Raw genomic sequence first — 17767 nt, forward strand, 5'->3', positions numbered from 1 at the left:
TCAACCTGAATAGGTTGCGGCCACGACGATCGGGCCGAGCACCGTGAGGACGACATTGCCGACCGCGTAGGGGACGGCGACGCCGAGCACCGGCGTCTGGCTCTCGGCAACGTCGCAGGCGCCGGTGACGGCGGCATCGACCGTCATGGCGCCGGCGAGCGCACCGCAGGTCACGACCGGATTCATGCGCAGCAGGTAATAGGCAACCAGCGTTCCCACCGTCATCGGGACCAGCGTGACGACGATGCCCATGCCGACCAGCAACAGACCGTGCGCCTGGATCGCCGACCAGGCGGCAAGGCCGTTGCCGAGTCCGATCGCCGCGATGAAGCCGCCGAGGCCGATGTCGCTCAGGGTCTGCTGCGCCGCGGGCGGCATTGCGCCGATGCCCGGCCTGCGCGAACGCAACCAACCGCAGACGAGCCCGGCGATCAGCGCGCCGCCGCCGCCACCGAGTGTCAATGCGACAGTGCCGATTTTGAAGCTGGCAAGGCCGGCCAGAAGACCCACGGCGATGCCGGCAGCGAGAAAGGCGATGTCCGTGCGGTCGCTCGTATTCAGAGCGTGTCCCACTGGCGCCGTTGCCCGCGAGATATTGCCGGTGCTGCCGACCAGCGTCATGACGTCGCCGAGATAGACGCGCGTATCGGGACCGAGCGGCACTTCCCGCCCCATGCGCGTCAGCGCACGCAGGAATACACCGCGTGCATTGTCGCCGAGCCGATCAACGATTTCGCGCAGTGAGCGGCCGTGCAGCTGGCGGTTTTCAACGAGCACTTCGATCACGTTGCCGGGCAGGTTGCGCAGCAGTTCCCCCGCGTCGATCTCGGCCCCGAGGATCGGCTTGGCCGCGACGATCACGGCGGTCGGACCGGCGATGACGATGTCGTCGCCGGCCTCGAGCACGGCGTCCTGCTGCGGCTTGATGTCGGCCCCGCTGCGCACGATCCGCTCTACGACCGTGCGGCCGCCGATCTCCGCCTCGATAGCACCGATGGTACGACCTGCGCCGGCCGAGACGCGATAGGCGCGGGCTTGGAATTTGCGATAGGACAGGTTTTCCGTCTTTGGCGGCGTACCGCCGGCGAGCTCCGCCTCGAGCTTCTTCGCCTCCGCCTTCAGATCGATCCGCATCAGCCGCGGCGCGACGAATGGCACGAACAGGAGCGTCAGGATGTAGCCGAGCACGTAGGTCACCGCATAGCCCGCCGCGATGTTGGCTTCCTGCTGCTTCAGCACGTCGCTCGGCAGGCCGAGCTGCGCCAGCGCGCCGGATGCGGTGCCGATCACCGAGGATTGCGTCAGCGCCCCTGCCGTCAGTCCTGCCGCTGTCCCCGTATCCAACGTGAAGACACGCGCGAAGATGAGCACGAGCGCGAGCCCCGTGGCGCCGATCACCAACGCCAGCACGACCTGTGCCAAGGTCCGCACGCTCAGCGAGGCGAAGAATTCCGGTCCAGAACGGTAACCGATCGTAAAGACGAACAGGCTGAACAGGATCGCCCGGAGGATCGGCGGGAACGTGAAGCTCCCGAGTTGTCCGATCAGCACGGCGACGATCAGGATGCAGGCGGTGGTTCCGATCGAGAAGCCGCGAATCCTGATGCGGCCGAGGATGGTGCCGATCGCGATCGCGAGCAGCAGGAAAATTTCCGGTGCGGTGGCGATGATCCACCTGACGGTTTCCATGGCATTCCCCCGGCGCTTTGGCGCGATTTGATTGGCGGCGGCCGGATGTTGCTTGATCCAGATCAAGCCTTCGCGGCGACGTGGCGGCGGCTATGACGCGATGGAATGTTCGCGACAGCCCATATTGCCGTCATGAGTACCCTGAACGTCACAACCGGTGCGATCCGCCGCGACGAGACAGTCGAGATCGTCCTGCTGCTCGCCTTTGTCGGCGGCTATATCGACGCCTATACCTGGATCATCCACGGCGTGTTGGCGAATGCCCAGACCGCCAACCTGATCTTCCTGTGGGTTCATGCGATGACGGGCAACTGGGCGAAGGCGTTGCACTTCGTGCCGCCAATCCTGGCGTTCGCGGTCGGCATCGTGCTCGCAGCCTGGCTGCGCCGCGCAACGGGCGAGCGGGCCAGCGCGGTCAGTACGTTGATCGAGATCCTGCTGTTGATAGCGATCGGCATCTTGCACAATAGGTTGCCCGATTTGGCTGGAACGCTCGGTATTTCCGCCGTGGCAGCGATGCAGGCCGCAATGTTCGTCAAGGTCGAAGGCACAGTGTGCAGCACGGTGATGATCACCAGCAACATGCGTCAGGCCATCGAGAACGTCTTCGCAGTCGCAGCAGGCGGCGCACCACTCGGAACGCTGCGCCGCTCGGGCATTTTCATCGCGTTGTGCGTCGTGTTCGGCTTCGGTGCCGCCGCCGGAGCCTTTGCAACCAAGAGCGTCCCCGATCTCGCGCTGGGCCTGCCGGTCGTCGCGCTGTTGATCGTGCTGCTGCGCTGCGAAGCGCTACGTTCGCAGGAGGGGAGATGAGCGCGCCAATGATCAGGTGAGCGTCGCACAACGAACGGTGATCTTTTCGTGTTGCGCTGCGAACGGCACGGCGTCGGCCCGCAGAATGCACGCGACCGTTGACTTGGATCAATGGAGCGAGCCGCGCCGCACCCACGATCCGCATCACCTTTAGAGGATCGGGAGAGAGAGAGATGTCCAAAGACGCCAAGCCCGCACAGAAGCGTATCGACCAGTTCTTTTCCGGCCCGGGCGCGCGGGCAGACGACTGGCGCGACCTTGTGGAAGCAGCAAAGACCTGGGCGCGCGTCGGCAATCGCACAGCCTATGACGCGGCGTTGGCCGATCTTTCGATCATCGAAGAATTTCACGGCTATCCCGGTCCGCACCTCATGGCGGCGCTGCGGGAAGCAGCGGTCGCCGGCGACGGTGCATCATCGTTCGCCCTTGCGACGAGAATTGCCCAGGCACTGGCGACGCGATCCTTCCGCCAACATGCCGGTGACTGGAGCCCCAAGGACGACGGCAACGGCGATGCGCCCGAGCTGGCGCCGCCGGCCTTTGGCGCGCACAGCGCGCGCAGGCCGTATTTCGAAACCCTGATCGTCACCGGCGTATCTTCCAGCCAATGGCCGGCGCTGGCCGCGGAATGGCGCAAGCTGCGGCGCCCGGTCGACGCGTTCATCTATGAACCTGTGATCGTCGGCAGCCTGGAGGACGCTTTCTGTGCGACGATGCTCAATCCGAACATCGGAGCCGTCATCATCAACGAGGGCTTTGGCCTGCGTTCGCGGCACGATGCACCGGTGTTGCGCTCGATCATGGCCTCGGCCGGTCTCAACGACGAAACCGACGCTTCGGCGCTGCGGCTCGCCCAGATCATCAAGCGCGTCAGGCCCGAGCTCGACCTTTACATGATCTCGAACCGCGACGTGGAGGAGCTCGCCGGCAATCCCGAGGCGGATGTGGTCCGTCGCATCTTCTATTCCGTTGAAGAGCTGCTGGAACTCCACCTATCGATCCTCGAAGGCATCCAAGATCGCTACGACACGCCGTTCTTCGACAATCTCAAGAAATACGCCCAGCGTCCGATCGGCACCTTCCACGCGCTGCCGATCGCCCGCGGCAAGTCGATCTTCAAGTCCGACTGGATCCGGGACATGGGCGAGTTCTACGGCCCGAACCTGTTCCTGGCCGAGAGCAGCGCCACCACCGGCGGTCTCGACAGCATGCTGGAGCCGACCGGCAACATCAAGAAGGCGCAGGAGAAGGCGGCGAGGGCGCTCGGCGCCGACCGCGTCTTCTTTGTTACCAACGGCACATCGACGTCCAACAAGATGGCGGTGCAGGCGCTGCTCGCGCCCGGCGACATCGCGATTGTCGACCGCAATTGCCACAAGTCGCATCACTACGGCATGGTGCTGGCCGGTGCGCAGCCGCTCTACGTCGAAGCCTTCCCGATGACGGAATATTCGATGTACGGCGCGGTGCCGCTGAAGACCATCAAGCAGGCGCTGCTGGGCGCCAAGGCCGATGGCCGGCTCGACCGCGTCAAGATGGTCGACCTCACCAACTGCACGTTCGACGGCCATATCTACAACACACGGCGGGTGATGGAGGAATGCCTCGCCATCAAGCCCGATCTGATCTTCCTGTGGGATGAAGCCTGGTTCGGCTTCGCGCGTTTCTCGCCATTCCTGCGCCGCCGCACCGGACTTGGCGCGGCCAACGAGATCGAGGCATGGACGCGCGATCCCAAGGCGGTCGCGGCCTATGAGAAGCAGCAGGCCGAGCTCGGCAAGAACCCGTCCGACGAGGTGCTGCTCAAGACCCGGCTGATCCCGGACCCCCGACAGATCCGGCTGCGCGTCTACCAGACCAACTCGACCCACAAGTCGATGTCGGCGATCCGCCAGGGCTCGATGCTCTCGGTCAAGGACGTCGAATTCCACACCGTGGAGCAGCAGTTCAAGGAAGCGGTGTTCACCCACGCCTCGACAAGTCCGAACCAGCAGCTGATCGCGAGCCTTGACATCTCACGGCGGCAGATGGAGCTAGAGGGCTATGGCCTCGTCGCCAATGCGATCGAGATCGCGTTCGCGATCCGCCAGGCGGTCAACAACAATCCGCTGATCTCGAAATATTTCCGCATCCTCGGTGCCGACGCCATGGTGCCGGCGCAGTACCGCCAGAGCGGCTTCACCGACTTCCTCGCCCCCGGCGTCAACTGGGCGAACACGCTGAAGAGCCTGGACGAGGACGAGTTCTGCCTCGACCCGACCCGCATGACGCTGGTATGCGGCACGGCCGGCTATGACGGCACGCAGTTCAAGGGCATTCTCGCCAACGAGTACAACATCCAGGTCAACAAGACCTCCCGCAACTCGGTGCTGGTCCAATCCAACATCAACAACACTCGCAGCGACGTCGCGCATCTCGTTCGCGTGCTCGCCGAGATCGCGGGCGAGATCGACCGCGGCCTGGCCCAGGGCGGTGCCAATGCGCGAAAGACCTTCGAGGCACGGGTGACGAGCCTCATGAAGGACGTGCCCGATCTGCCGAACTTCTCGCATTTCCACCCGAGCTTCCGCGGCGATGCTGGCACCAAGACCAACGAGGGCGACATCCGCAGCGGCTTCTACGCGGCCTATGACGTCGCCGGCTGCGAGCACATCCGCCTCAACGATCCCGAGATCGACCGGCGGCTGAAGGCCGGGCCCGAGCTCGTCTCGGCCAACTTCGTGATCCCCTATCCGCCGGGCTTCCCGATCATGGTGCCCGGCCAGGTCATCACCCAGGAGACGATCGACTTCATGCGCAAGCTCGATGTGAAGGAGATCCACGGCTACGACGCCAAGGAAGGGCTGAAACTCGTACGGACGGAAGCCTTGGCCAAGCTCGGCAGGCCAAAGCCCAGCGCCCAGCCGAAGCTCAAGGCCGCGTCATAGGTCGGGAGGGGACGAACATGCAGGCATTTTTCCAGTTCTTGCAGCAGTACCCGTATCTGCTGCTGTTCTTCGTGGTCGGTCTCGCCGTCTATATCGGCCGAGCCAGCATCAAGGGTTATGGCCTCGGCATGGTCGCCGGTGCCATCGTGGTCGGCGCGGGCATCTCGGTCTGGGCATCCAGCTATGGCGTGAAGCTGGAGTTGAACAACTTCGCCAAGAGCCTGTTCTACTATCTCTTCATGTACGGCGTCGGCCTGCGCGTAGGTCCGTCCTTCGTCAACAGCCTGCGGGGCGACGGGATCAAATTCTTGTTCCTCGCGGTGGTGTCGAGTGTGATCGGCCTGACCCTCGTCGTGCTTGGGGCGAAGCTCTTCGCATTGCCGCCCGGTGCGGCTGGCGGAATGCTGGCGGGATCGCAGACCATGTCGGCGGCGATCGGCTCGGCCGAGCAGGCCGTCACGTCGGGAGTCGTGAAACTGCCTGCCGGGATGAAGCCCGAGGATGCCTCCGGCATGATCGCTTTGTCCTACGGTATTACCTACATTTGGGGCACCGTCGGCATCATCCTGATCTGCAAATACCTGCCGCGCTGGTGGGGCGTCGATGCCAAGGCCGCCGCCAAGAAGTATGAGCAGGAGTTCGGCGTCAAAGATCTCGAAGGCGGCGCCCTGACCGGCTACCGTCAGTTCGGTCTGCGGGCCTACCGGCTGGAGAATCCTGCGACGATCGGGATGAGCATCGCCAAATTCCGCACGGTCAATCCCGAGTACCGTATCGTCAATGTCGGGCGCAATGGTGAGCCGCAGGGAGCTGATCCCGAGCTCGTGCTGCAGAAGGGCGATATCGTCGCGCTGGGCGGATCGACCGAGCATCTGACTGAGAAGATGGGCCTGATTGGTCCGGAGGTCGCCGATGCCAAGACGCTCGGTATACCCATGGACCAGGCGGAAATCGTCGTCTTCAACAAGGACGTCGTCGGGCGGACCTTCGAGTCCTTCCGCGACACGGCCATCGCCGGCCAGCTGCAGGTGACCAAGGTCGAGCGGGGCGGGGTGCAGATCCCGGCCGGTCTCAAGACCAAGCTGGAGCGCATGGACATCGTCTCGGTGGTCGGCCTGAAGTCGGCGGTCAACGAGCTCGGCGAGATGTGGGGCCGCATCGCGCGCGCCAACACCTCGACCGACTTGCTGACCCTGTCGGTCGGCATGATCATCGGCTTCCTCATCGGCATGATCGAATTCCCCGCCTTCGGTGCCAAGGTCGGTCTCGGCAATGCCGGCGGGCTGTTGCTGTCCGGCGTGATCGTGTCCTCGGTCGTGTCGCGGCTGCGCTTCTTCGGCAATACGCCGAACGCGGCGCGAAACGTGCTCGAGGATCTCGGCCTCGTTGTGTTCGTCGCGATCGTCGGGGTCAATGCCGGCGCCGGCCTGTTGGCTCAGCTCACCGGCGCGCTCGCGCTCAAGATCTTCATCGTCGGCTTCATCGCGTGCACGATCCCGCCGTTCATCGTCTGGGCGATCGGCTTCCACGTCTTCAAGATCAATCCGGCGGTGCTGATGGGCGGCGTTGCCGGCGCGCGGTCGCATTCCGGCCCGTGCCGCGAGGCCGCGGTCGAGATCCAGAGCTCCGTGCCCTGGATCGGATTCCCGGTCGGCTATGCCGTCTCGGGCATCCTTCTCACCATCTTCGGCTACTTCGCGATGATCCTGGCTCAATAAGGGGAAGAAAACGTCATGAGAAAACTGTCCTTCGGCGCCGTCCTGGTCGCTTCGCTCGCCGCTGTTGCCGGCTTTAGCACGTCCGCGCGTGCCGACACCGGCCAGGTCGCGGTCGTCTTCACCAAGGGTGGCTTCATCGTCGGCGCCGGTGGCGGTGAGGGCGTTCTGGTCTACCGGGGCAAGAAATACCCATTCACGGTGTCTGGCATGAGCGTGGGCCTCACCATCGGAGCGTCGACCACGAAGTTCGTCGGCCGCGCGCTCAATCTAAAGGGGCCGGCGTCGATCGAAGGCTCTTATGCCGTGGGAGGAGCGGGTGGGGCAATCGCCGCAGGTGCCGGCGCCGTTCAGTTGCAAAACAGCAATGGCGTGATCCTCCAGCTCAGCGGCCCGCGGGTCGGCGCGGAAGTATCGGCTGCAGTCGGTGGCGTCACGATCCGCCTGAAATCGAGTTGAAGGGGTCGTATGGCCATTGAGCGATCGACGGCAGCGTCGGGCCCCTAGGGCATGATCCGGAAAAGTGTGTAGCGGTTTTCCGAATAGAACATGCTCAAACAACAACCTAAAGCGCGATGACGATTCATTCCAATCGCATCGCGCTTTAGCGGCCTGACGCTGCTCAATAGCGCTGCGCGACGAAACTCATTTTCTTGAGGCTGGCCTGGTCGTTGTAGCGTCCCTTGTCGGAGCGCTTCGGCAGTTTGATCTTGTCCTTCTTGATGCGCTTGAAGGGGATGGCGCCGAGAAGGTGCGCGATGCAGTTGAGCCGCGCCCTTCGTTTGTCGTCAGAGCGGACGATGTTCCAGGGCGCATCCTTCGTGCTGGTCTTCTTCAGCATCAGGTCGCGCGCGCGCGAATAATCGTACCAGCGACGGAAGGATTCCAGGTCCATCGGACTGAGCTTCCACTGTCGGACCGGGTCGTCGATGCGGGCCTTGAAACGGCGCTCCTGCTCGTCCATGCCGACCTCGAGCCAGATCTTGATCAGGATGATGCCGCCGTCGATGACGTATTTCTCCATCTGCGGGCACAGGTTGAGGAAACGCTCGTGCTCGGCGGGGGTGCAGAAGCCCATGACGTACTCGACACCGGCGCGGTTGTACCAGCTCCGGTCGAAGATCACGATCTCGCCGCCGGCCGGAAATCGCTCCATGTAGCGCTGGAAGAATAATTGTGTCTTCTCGCGGTCGGACGGCGCGGGCAGGGCGACGACCCGGAACACGCGCGGGCTGACCTTCTCGGTGATCGCCTTGATCGTGCCGCCCTTGCCGGCGGCGTCCCGACCCTCGAACAGGACGATGACCCGGAGCTTGTTTTCCCGCACGTAGTCCTGGAGATGGCACAGCTCGACCTGGAGCTTCTCGAGCTCCTTCTCGTAATCCTTCCGCTTCATCCGCTCCGCAGGGCCGTCCTTCGCCATGCCGATCCCACCTGTTGCTAATCGTCCCAGGAAATGGTCACGCCGATGTCGCCGGGCACGCCGCCCGGAAAATCGATGATCTGATAGGCGATGCGATAGCCGCGCGGTTTCAGGTAATCGGTCCAGAGCTGGAAGATCTCCTTGGGAATTCCGGTCAGGGTGTTCTCCCAGCCCTTCTCCATCTGATTGATGGCGCGGCCCTTGTCCGTGCAGAGCGAATTGGGGAAGCGATAGACCAGCACTTCCGTGAGGCCGTTGCGCACCGCGCGCTGGATCACGGTCGAGGCGAGCTTGATCTTCTCCTCCTCGGTCTTGCCCGAGGGCTTGCTCAAGCGCTCGATCAAGGCGCGCTTCTCCGCCTCGGCCGCGGCGGCAAGGCGCACATATTCCTCCGCCTTTTCGGCTTCCTTGAGGGCGGCTTCCTTACGAATCTGGGCTGCGCTGGGGATGAGATCGTCTAGGCCGGGCATGGCGGGCGGCTCCTGATGGTTGTCCAATCAGCATGCGGCTGACGCTAGGGTTGGCCCTGACGTGTTCCCTTGACTCAAATCAAACAAACGCGAACATACCCGAACACAGTGCCGCCCATGGACGTTTTGACCGGGAGAGACGTTTGAGCGAGCAGCTTCATCCGATGGCACCGCATCATCTGCCGTTTTATCTCGCACCGGGGAGCGGGACCGATACGCTGATGGTGGTGATGGGCGTATTCCTGATCGGGGCCGTGCTCTGGGTCGGCACGCTCTACTGGAAACTGCACAGCCTGCCCGAGCGGATGGCGCACAAAACGCATAAACTGCAGTTCGAGTTAGTCGCCGTGCTCGGCCTGATCTCGCTGTTCACGCACATGCACATCTTCTGGATCGCCGGACTGCTCCTCGCAATGATCGATCTTCCGGATTTCGGCACGCCGCTGCGCAGCATTGCCGGGTCCGTCGAGAAGATCGCCGACGCGACGCCGGCCTCCGATGCGGAGGAAGTCCAGGCTGAGGCGGCCGTCGCACCGCCCCCCGCGGACAAGCCGGGACCCGCCAAGGAGAAGGAGCGCAGTCATGCTTGAGCTGCTGATCTGCTCCCTCGTCACGATCCTTCCGGACTACCTGTACCGCCGCTACGCCCAGGGCAAGCGCTTCGGGAAGGAAATCACCTTCTTCTCGGTCTGGTACGAGCTGCGCTGGGGCATCACCGCCTGCCTGATGCTGACGGTGTCGCTCATCACCATGATCTTCTACTTCCATCCGGCGACATCGTCGGCGACGCTGTACTTCCGCACCGTGCCAATTCTGCCCGAAGGCTCGGGCCGTGTTGCCGAGGTCAAAGTCGGCTTCACCGCGCCCGTCAAACAGGGCGATGTGCTGTTCACGCTCGATAGCTCGAAGCAAAAGGCTGCGGTCGAGACCGCCAAGCGGAAGGTGGCAGAAGTCGATGCCGCCATGCAGACGGCGCAGGCCGACGTGGTCAAGGCCGAGGCGCAGCTCGGCGAAGCGAGGGCCAACTACCAGCAGGCCAAAGACGAGCTCGAGGTCAAGACCGAGCTCCAGCGCCGCAATCCCGGCATCGTTCCACAGCGTGACATCGACAAGCTCCAGGTGCTGGTCGATCAGCGACAGTCCGGCATCGACGCCGCGACGGCGGCGAAGCAGTCAGTGTCCTTGCAGGTCTCGGCTCTGCTGCCGGCCCAGAAGGCCAGCGCCGAAGCCGCGCTCGACCAGGCGCAGGTCGATCTCGACAAGACTTTCGTACGCGCCGGCGTCGACGGGCGCGTCGAGCAGTTCCTGGTTCGCCCCGGCGATGTCGTCAACCAGCTGATGCGTCCGGCCGGTGTTCTCGTTCCGGAGGGCGCGGGCCGCAAGGCGCTCCAGGCCGGTTTCGGCCAGATCGAGGCGCAGGTCATGAAGACCGGCATGGTGGCGGAAGCGACCTGCATATCCAAACCCTGGGTCATCATCCCCATGGTGATCACGACGGTGCAGGACTACATCGCGGCCGGGCAGTTTCGCACCGGAGAGCAGCTCATCGACCCGCAGAATGCCGTCCGTCCCGGCACGATCCTGGTTTTCCTGGAGCCGCTCTACAAGGGCGGTCTCGACGGTGTCACGCCGGGCTCGAGCTGCATCGTCAACGCCTACACCAGCAATCACGAGGAGATTTCGGCCAAGGACACCTCGACCAGCCGGAAGATCGCGCTGCACGTCGTCGACGGCGTCGGCCTCGTGCACGCGCTGCTGCTGCGGATCCAGGCGCTGTTGCTGCCGATCCAGACGCTCGTGCTGAGCGGCGGGCATTGAACGAGAGAAGAGTACGGACGAGACGTGGTCTCCGAAAGTCGTCCTCGCCTGCCATTTCGGCCGCCGGCGCCTATTATGCGCCGTCCTGCGCGCAAGTCGTGGGCGCCTATGGCCGCGTCGTCACGCGCTGCTGAGGCCTGCCTCGGGGGCTGTCCGTATGGTGCGATTCCAGCTATTATTGCCTGGAAAGCAGCTGCCGTAAGCTGTGAGGGTGCAGCATGAGCGGGGGCGCGTGCATAGACTGGCTGAAGCCACGGCTCGCGGCTGCGCTCCTCTGTTTCGGCCTGCTCGTGGCCGAGTGCCTCTCGGCCGGGCAAGCCGGTGCGGTCGAGCGGAGCCGGCGCGGCGAGCTCAAACGCGTGCTGTTGCTGCATTCCTTCGGCCGCGAGTTCCGGCCGTGGAGCGAATATGCGCGCGACATCAAGGCTGAGCTCGAGCGGCAATCGCCCTGGCCGCTCGATATCCAGGAGCACGCGCTGCTCACCGCGCGCTTCAACAACCCTGGTCCCGAGGCGCCGTTCGTCGAATATCTACACTCGTTGTACCAAGGTGCGGTGCCGGACATCGTCTTGAGCATCGGCGCGCCTGCCGCCCGGTTTGCGCAGAAATATCGCGCCAGGCTGTTCCCCGATGCGCCGTTGATCCTCTCCGCGGTCGAGCATCGGCTGATTAATCGCACCGACCTCTGCGACAACGATGTCGTAGTGGCCGTCCGCAACGATTTTGTCGCGGCCTTCGACAACATTCTTCAGGTCCTGCCCGATACAAAATCGGTTGCGATCGTGGTCGGAGCTTCGCCGCTCGAGAGGTTTTGGACGGAGGAGCTGAAGCGGGAGCTGAAACCTTTTGCGGAGCGGATCGAACTCGTTTGGTACTCGGATTTGTCGTTCGAGGAGATCCTGAAGCGCTCATCGAAGCTCCCGTCTCACACCGCGCTGTTCTGGGGGCTGATGTCCGTCGATGCGGCCGGGGTGGTCTATGAGAGCGACTGGGCGCTGCGCAGCCTGCATGCCGTCGCGAACGCCCCGATCTTCTCCTACCAGGAGCCGTTCTTCGGCGAGAGCACGGTCGGGGGACCGATGCACTTGATTGGGGAAACGACGTCGCGGACCGTCAGCGCCGCGATCGGCATTCTTGGCGGCGCGAAACCGGCGAGCATCAATTATGAGCCGATCGCCTTCGCCGCGCCGCGTTACGACTGGCGCGAGCTGCAGCGCTGGGGCATCAGCGAGAGTCGCCTGCCCAAGGGAAGCACCATCCTGTTTCGCGAGCCGAGTATCTGGCAGCGCTATCACTGGCAGATGCTGATGATCTCGGCTGTGTTCCTGGTCCAGACCGGACTCATCAGCGGGCTCCTGCACGAGCGTCGCCGGCGCCGCGTCGCCGAAGTCGAATCGCGTCAGCGGCTGGCGGAACTCGCCCACGTCAACCGCTACTCGGCCGTTGGCGAGCTGACCACATCGATCGCACATGAACTGAACCAGCCACTCGGATCGATTCTGACCAATGCGGAGACTGCAGAGCTCATGCTCAGGGCCGCTCAGCCCGACCTTGTCGAGATTCAGCAGATCCTCGCCGACATCAGAAGGGACGACCAACGGGCGAGCGAGGTGATCCGTAGGCTGCGCAGCGTTCTGAAAAAGACCCCGTTTGAGGTCAAGCACATCGAGCTCAACGATACAGTGCGCGAAGCAATCGATCTGGTGAAGGCCCTCGCTCAGGGGCGCCGGATCACGTTGAGCTATGTGCCGGCCCTGGCCGGCCTTCACGTCAAGGGAGATCCGGTCCAGATTCAGCAGGTCATTCTCAACCTGATCATCAACGCGATGGATGCGATTTCCGATGCGGACGCCGGAAAGCGGGAGGTCAGCGTGTCGACGCTCAGCACCGGCAATCAGGCCGAGATCAGGATCGCCGACACCGGGCCCGGAATACCCGCCTCCGATCTCGCAAGCCTGTTTGATCCGTTCTTCACGACCAAACCGCACGGCATGGGCATGGGCCTCGCGATCGCCAGAACCATCGTCGAGGCCCATCACGGCACGATCGCCGCTGCGAACCAGCCTGCGGGCGGCGCGCTGTTCACGATCAGGCTTCCGACCGCTCGCTGAGCGGGCGGTATCTTGATCTTGATCAAACATCACGGCGCTGAAGCCGTTCTCTCTCGGCCGCATGACAAGTACGACGGACGAGCGTGAGGCGTATGAGACGTCGTGACTTCATGAGGCTAGTTGGTGCTGCCGCTGCATTGCCGGTCCTGGCGAAAGCCCAGGACCGAATGCCCGCCGTCGGCGTGCTGACGGGCAATGTCGCTGGTGATCCCGGCGCGCAAATGCGCGTGGATGCCTTTCAGCAGGGTCTCACCGATCGAGGCTGGGTCGCCAACCAGAACTACCGCCTGGAGGTGCGCTGGCCGGGCCCCGATCCGGCGCGCCAGAAGTTGGAGGCGCTCGAGCTCGTCGCCGCGGCGCCGGACGTGCTGTTCTCGACCAGTACGGGATCAACACGAGCGCTGCGCGATGCAACGCAACGAATTCCGATCGTCTTCGTGGGGCTTTCCGATCCGGTAGGGACGGGGCTTGTCGCCAATCTGGCCCGGCCGGCCGGAAATCTGACCGGCTTTTCGCTCTATGAGCATTCGATGAGCGGGAAGTGGCTCGGCCTTTTGAAGGACATGGTGCCGGGAATGAGCCATGCGGCCCTGCTGTTCAATCCGGAATCGGCACCCTACGGACCGTTCTATGTTCAAGCGGCGCACCAGATGGAAAGCCGTCTCGGCCTCAAGATCGCCGGTGCGAGCGTTCGCAGCGGTCCGGAGATGGCGGGAGCGATCGAGACGGCGGCGCGCACAGGCGGCGGCCTCGTCGTGCTGCCGGATGGCGGCTTCTTCGGATCCCACAGCGCGATGGCCATTGCATTGCTGGCGCAGCGGCGCGTGCCCGCCATCTTCGCAGTCCGTTTCTACGCGTCGAATGGCGGGCTGATGTCGTATGGTGCAGATCTGACCCAGCAATTTCGTGATGGCGCCGGCTATGTCGACCGTCTCCTGCGCGGTGCCGATATCAGCACTCTTCCGGTGCAATTTGCCACCAGGTTCGAGCTCGTCATCAACATGAAGACGGCCAGGGCCCTCGGCCTGACGGTGCCGAACCGGCTTCTGCTGGATGCCGAGCTGATCGAATGATTATTCGATCTTGCGCTGCAGCAGCCGCGATGACCCGTTTCGTTGATCTCGATCAACAAACGCCTGCGCCCCGGCTTGATCCTCCCGCACTCGAAGTCCCAGGGAGGATGTGATGTTTCGTTGCGGCAAGACCCTGATGGCGCTGGCGCTGTTGATGGCAACTTCGGTCGCCGCAATGGCGCAGACCCCAACGACGCCTGCAGCCCCGGCGCCGCAGGCGCAGCCTGCCAGCCCGCCCGCACCGGCGGCCGAGCTCCTGAAGCCCGAGCAACTCGAGGCCCTCGTCGCGCCGATCGCGCTTTATCCGGACGAGTTGCTCGCCAATGTACTGGCCGCCTCGACCTATCCGCTGGAGGTGGTGCAGGCCGACCGCTGGCTGAAGGAGCGCAAGAGCCTGAAGGGCGATGCGCTGAAGACGGAAGTGGAAAAGCAGGGCTGGGACGACAGCGTCAAGGCGCTGGCCAGCACCGCCGATGTCCTCGCGATGATGAGCGAGCAGCTCGACTGGACCAAGAAGCTGGGCGATGCCTTCCTCGCCCAGCAGCCCGACGTAATGGACGCGATCCAGCGTCTGCGCAACAAGGCCTATGACAACAAGAAGCTGGTGACGACCAAGCAGCAGAAGGTCAGCGTCCAGTCTCAGGAAGGCAAGCAGGTCGTCGTGATCCAGCAGGCCGATCCCGCGGCGATGTACGTGCCGTATTACGACCCGGCGACGGTCTACGGCAGCTGGCCCTATGCGGAGTATCCGCCCTATTATTGGGGCTACCCGTCTTATATCGGCGCCGGCGTGGTCGCGGCTGGCATCGCGTTCGGCACGGCCTGGGCGATCGGACGCTGGGGCAATTACTGGGGCGGCGGCTGCAACTGGGGCAACCGTAACGTCTATGTCAACCATCGCACCACGAATATCGGCAATGGCTGGCAGCACAATCCGGCGCATCGCGGCGGTGTGCGCTACAACAACAGCAATGTTCAGCAGCGCTTCGGCAACAACAATCTGAAGGCCGGCGTGTCGGACCGGATGGATTTCCGCGGCCGCGACGGCAACCAGGTGCTGCGTCCCAACCAGGGTGCCGGGGACCGGGCTGGAGATCGTGCGGGTGATCGCGGCGGTCCAGGAGATCGCGCAGGAGATCGCGCTGGGGATCGCGCAGGTGATCGCGCCGGCAATCGTGGCGACCGTCCGGGCGCGGGCGATCGCCCCAGCGCAGGGACGCGCGACCGGCCCGGCGGCGGAGATCGTGCCGGTGCCGGTGATCGTGCCAAGGGCGCGACCAAGGGCGGCGGCGATCGCGCCAAGGCTGCGAACCGCGCCGGCGGCGGTTCGGCCAATCGTGGCGGCGGCAATCGTGGCGGGGCCATGAACGTCTCCTCCGGCCGCTCGGCTGCCGCAGCATCCGCGCGCGGCCGTGCCAGCATGGCGAGCATGCCGCGCGGTGGCGGCGGCGGAGCAAGCTTTGCCGGCCGCGGCGGCGGTGGCGGAATGGCGATGCGTGGCGGCGGTGGAGGAGGCGGCTTCCGCGGCGGTGGCGGCGGTGGTCGGCGTTCCGACGCAGCGCTGAAGCATGATGTCGTCCTGCTCGGTCATCTCTCAAACGGCCTCGGCTATTATCGCTTCAGCTACGTCGGCAGCGACAAGGCCTATGTCGGCGTCATGGCGCAGGAGGTCGAGCAGGTGATGCCCGATGCCGTGACCCGCGGTGGCGACGGTTATCTTCGCGTTTATTACGAGAAGCTCGGGCTGACGTTCCGCACCTATCGCGACTGGCTCGCAGGCGGCGCGAAGATTCCTGCGGAGGTGATGCCATGACCGGTCTGAAATCGTTTAGCCGTGCGCTGATGCCCGGCGTCCTCGCGCTCGCGCTGCTCGGATCGGCCTCTCTCGCACAGGAATCCTACAAGACACCGGAAGAGGCCGCGTCTGCGCTCGCCGCCGCGGTCAAGAGCGGCCCGAAAGACATCTTGAAAGTGCTCGGCAGGAATGCGGAGGACATCGTGTCGTCCGGCGACGAGATTGCGGACAACGACATTCGGGCGCGTTTCACTGCGATGTACGACGCCAAGCACGGCATCAAGGCGGAGGGCAACAAGACCGCCACCTTGATGCTCGGGCCGGACGATTTTCCGTTTCCAATTCCGCTGGTCAACACCAGGACGGGTTGGGCGTTCGACACCGACGAGGGACGCATCGAGGTGCTGCGCCGTCGCATCGGCCGCAACGAGCTCGACGCGATCCAGACCGCGCTCGCCTTCGTCGACGCGCAAAACGAATATGCGGAAAAGGACCGCGGCGAGGGCGTCGGCGTCTACGCGCAGCGCATCTCCTCCTCGCCCGGCAAGAAGGACGGCCTGTTCTGGCGCGACGACAGCGACCCGAGCCCGCTCGGCGCGCTCGCGGCCGAAGCAACGAAGGAGGGCTATCGCGGCGGTGATGTCGGGCCGACGCCCTATCACGGCTATTACTTCCGGATTCTGAAAGGGCAGGGGCGGGATGCGCGCGGCGGTGCGCTCAACTACGTCGTCAAGGGCAAGATGATCGGCGGCTTCGCCCTGATCGCCTGGCCCGCGGAATACGGCAATTCGGGCGTCATGACCTTCCTGGTCAATCATGACGGCGTCGTCTACCAGAAGGATCTCGGCAAGCGCACCGAGTTCATCGCCCAGCGCACCACGTTGTTCAATCCCGATGAAACCTGGAAGAAAGTCGATGCCGCAAAACCCTGAGCCGCGCATGCGCGCATTTCGCCTGGTCGCGCTGCTCCTGCTCGCGCTCGGGCTGACCCTGCCGGCGGCGCCGTCCTTCGCGCAGGTCACCGGCCAGGTCAGAGTGAAGATCGTCAAGGCGGGCCTCCTGGCCGGCGGTGGCGCCGGCAGCGGCGTGTTGACGTACCGGGGCAAGACCTATCCCTTCAGCGTCAGCGGCGTGAGCTTGGGCATCACGGTCGGTGCAAGTGTCGGTCGCCTCGACGGCTGGGCATCCGGCATTAGGGAGGTCAGAGATTTTGCCGGCAACTACAGCTCCGTCGGCGGCGGCTTTGCGCTGGTCGGCGGTGCCAACGGTGTGCACCTCCGCAACGAAAAGGGCGTCACGATGGTGCTGCAAGGCCCGAAGGCGGGACTCGAGCTGGCGGCCAATATCAGTCGGATCACGATCGCTTTGAGGTGAGGCTCAAGCCGGGCGCGCGGATCAAAGCGTGAGCGACAGGTGCACCGTTCTCGGATCGTCACTCCGCGCGAGCTTGAAGCCCGCCTTCGCGAACACGCTGCGCATGGGCATGTTGTCGGACAGAACCTCGGCTGTGAGCTCTCTTACGCCTTGTTCGCGCGCGATCTCTGTCAGGTGCCTCAGCAATAAGGAGCCCACCCCGCGACCTTGCCAGGCATCCACCACGACGAAGGCCATCTCGGCCCGACCGGGCTCGACGATGACGTACCGGCCGCCGCCGATAACGGCGTATCGACCCTGTTCCTCGGCGAGAGCGGCCAGCGCAACGTGATTGCTGAAATCCACGTCCATGAAGAAGGCACGCTCCTTCTCCGAGAAATGCCGTTTCAAAACGAAGAACCGGTTCTGCAGCGACTGCGGTCCGGTACGCGCGACGGCGGCGAGCATGTCCGCCTCGTCGCTGGCGCGAAGCGCGCGGACCTGGATCGGGGTGCTGTCCTTCAGCACGGTTTGCACGCTGTAAGTTGCAGCTTGGGACATTGCCGATGTCGCTCTTTCA

Annotated in this window: 15 protein-coding genes; 11 read left to right on the plus strand and 4 right to left on the minus strand. The window is 64.2% G+C overall.

Translation table 11 applies throughout. The features are described from left to right. On the minus strand, nt 1-1689 hold the full coding sequence (locus I6F12_RS10025) for a transporter (protein ID WP_225156084.1): 1689 nt from the start codon (nt 1687-1689) through the stop codon (nt 1-3). A 132-nt stretch (nt 1690-1821) separates the two neighbouring features. Between I6F12_RS10025 and I6F12_RS10030 the strand changes: the two genes are divergently transcribed. From I6F12_RS10030 to I6F12_RS10045, 4 genes are all read left to right on the plus strand, one after another. Next, nucleotides 1822-2502, plus strand: a complete 681-nt coding sequence (locus tag I6F12_RS10030; protein WP_225156146.1) for a YoaK family protein — start codon at nt 1822-1824, stop codon at nt 2500-2502. A 173-nt stretch (nt 2503-2675) separates the two neighbouring features. Then, on the plus strand, nt 2676-5429 hold the full coding sequence (locus I6F12_RS10035) for a decarboxylase (protein WP_225156085.1): 2754 nt from the start codon (nt 2676-2678) through the stop codon (nt 5427-5429). Between the two features lie 17 nt (nt 5430-5446). Further along, nucleotides 5447-7147, plus strand: a complete 1701-nt coding sequence (locus I6F12_RS10040) for a transporter (RefSeq protein ID WP_035999441.1) — start codon at nt 5447-5449, stop codon at nt 7145-7147. A 15-nt stretch (nt 7148-7162) separates the two neighbouring features. After that, nucleotides 7163-7603: a hypothetical protein gene (locus I6F12_RS10045; RefSeq protein ID WP_035999439.1), complete on the plus strand. Its 441-nt coding sequence runs from the start codon at nt 7163-7165 to the stop codon at nt 7601-7603. A gap of 163 nt (nt 7604-7766) precedes the next feature. On the opposite strand, the gene ppk2 is transcribed toward I6F12_RS10045, so the two are convergent. Both ppk2 and I6F12_RS10055 read right to left on the minus strand, forming a co-directional pair. Continuing rightward, nucleotides 7767-8567: a polyphosphate kinase 2 gene (gene ppk2 / locus I6F12_RS10050; protein ID WP_109143802.1), complete on the minus strand. Its 801-nt coding sequence runs from the start codon at nt 8565-8567 to the stop codon at nt 7767-7769. Between the two features lie 17 nt (nt 8568-8584). After that, nucleotides 8585-9037: a hypothetical protein gene (locus I6F12_RS10055; protein WP_035999435.1), complete on the minus strand. Its 453-nt coding sequence runs from the start codon at nt 9035-9037 to the stop codon at nt 8585-8587. Nucleotides 9038-9201: 164 nt separating this feature from the next. On the opposite strand from I6F12_RS10055, the gene I6F12_RS10060 reads away from it, so the two are divergent. The 7 genes from I6F12_RS10060 (at nt 9202) to I6F12_RS10090 (ending at nt 17208) form a co-directional block, all read left to right on the plus strand. Then, nucleotides 9202-9627: a hypothetical protein gene (locus tag I6F12_RS10060; RefSeq protein WP_035999432.1), complete on the plus strand. Its 426-nt coding sequence runs from the start codon at nt 9202-9204 to the stop codon at nt 9625-9627. Continuing rightward, the gene (locus I6F12_RS10065) at nt 9620-10855 is read left to right on the plus strand and encodes an HlyD family secretion protein (protein WP_036027994.1); all 1236 of its coding nucleotides are present in this window, start codon (nt 9620-9622) and stop codon (nt 10853-10855) included. Before I6F12_RS10060 ends, I6F12_RS10065 begins: the two co-directional genes overlap by 8 nt. A 218-nt stretch (nt 10856-11073) precedes the next feature. Beyond that, nucleotides 11074-12966 (plus strand): HAMP domain-containing sensor histidine kinase, encoded by a 1893-nt coding sequence (locus I6F12_RS10070; protein WP_225156086.1) that lies wholly within the window; start codon nt 11074-11076, stop codon nt 12964-12966. 167 nt (nt 12967-13133) lie between these two features. Continuing rightward, a complete protein-coding gene (locus I6F12_RS10075) occupies nt 13134-14039 on the plus strand; it encodes an ABC transporter substrate-binding protein (RefSeq protein ID WP_225156087.1) in 906 nt (301 codons plus the stop codon). A gap of 112 nt (nt 14040-14151) precedes the next feature. Next, complete coding sequence (locus tag I6F12_RS10080; RefSeq protein WP_225156088.1) at nt 14152-15852, plus strand: DUF3300 domain-containing protein; 1701 nt, start codon at nt 14152-14154, stop codon at nt 15850-15852. Then, nucleotides 15849-16766: a DUF2950 domain-containing protein gene (locus I6F12_RS10085; protein WP_225156089.1), complete on the plus strand. Its 918-nt coding sequence runs from the start codon at nt 15849-15851 to the stop codon at nt 16764-16766. The genes I6F12_RS10080 and I6F12_RS10085 overlap by 4 nt, the downstream gene beginning before the upstream one ends. A 7-nt stretch (nt 16767-16773) precedes the next feature. Further along, the gene (locus I6F12_RS10090; RefSeq protein ID WP_345944148.1) at nt 16774-17208 is read left to right on the plus strand and encodes a hypothetical protein; all 435 of its coding nucleotides are present in this window, start codon (nt 16774-16776) and stop codon (nt 17206-17208) included. Between the two features lie 21 nt (nt 17209-17229). Here the strand turns inward: I6F12_RS10090 and I6F12_RS10095 are convergent, their stop codons facing one another. Then, nucleotides 17230-17748, minus strand: coding sequence for a GNAT family N-acetyltransferase (locus I6F12_RS10095; protein ID WP_225150683.1), 519 nt, complete (start codon nt 17746-17748; stop codon nt 17230-17232). Between the last annotated feature and the right edge of the window lie 19 nt (nt 17749-17767).

Source organism: Bradyrhizobium sp. IC4059 (genome assembly GCF_020193615.1).
In the GTDB taxonomy this organism is placed as follows: Bacteria; Pseudomonadota; Alphaproteobacteria; order Rhizobiales; family Xanthobacteraceae; genus Bradyrhizobium; species Bradyrhizobium yuanmingense.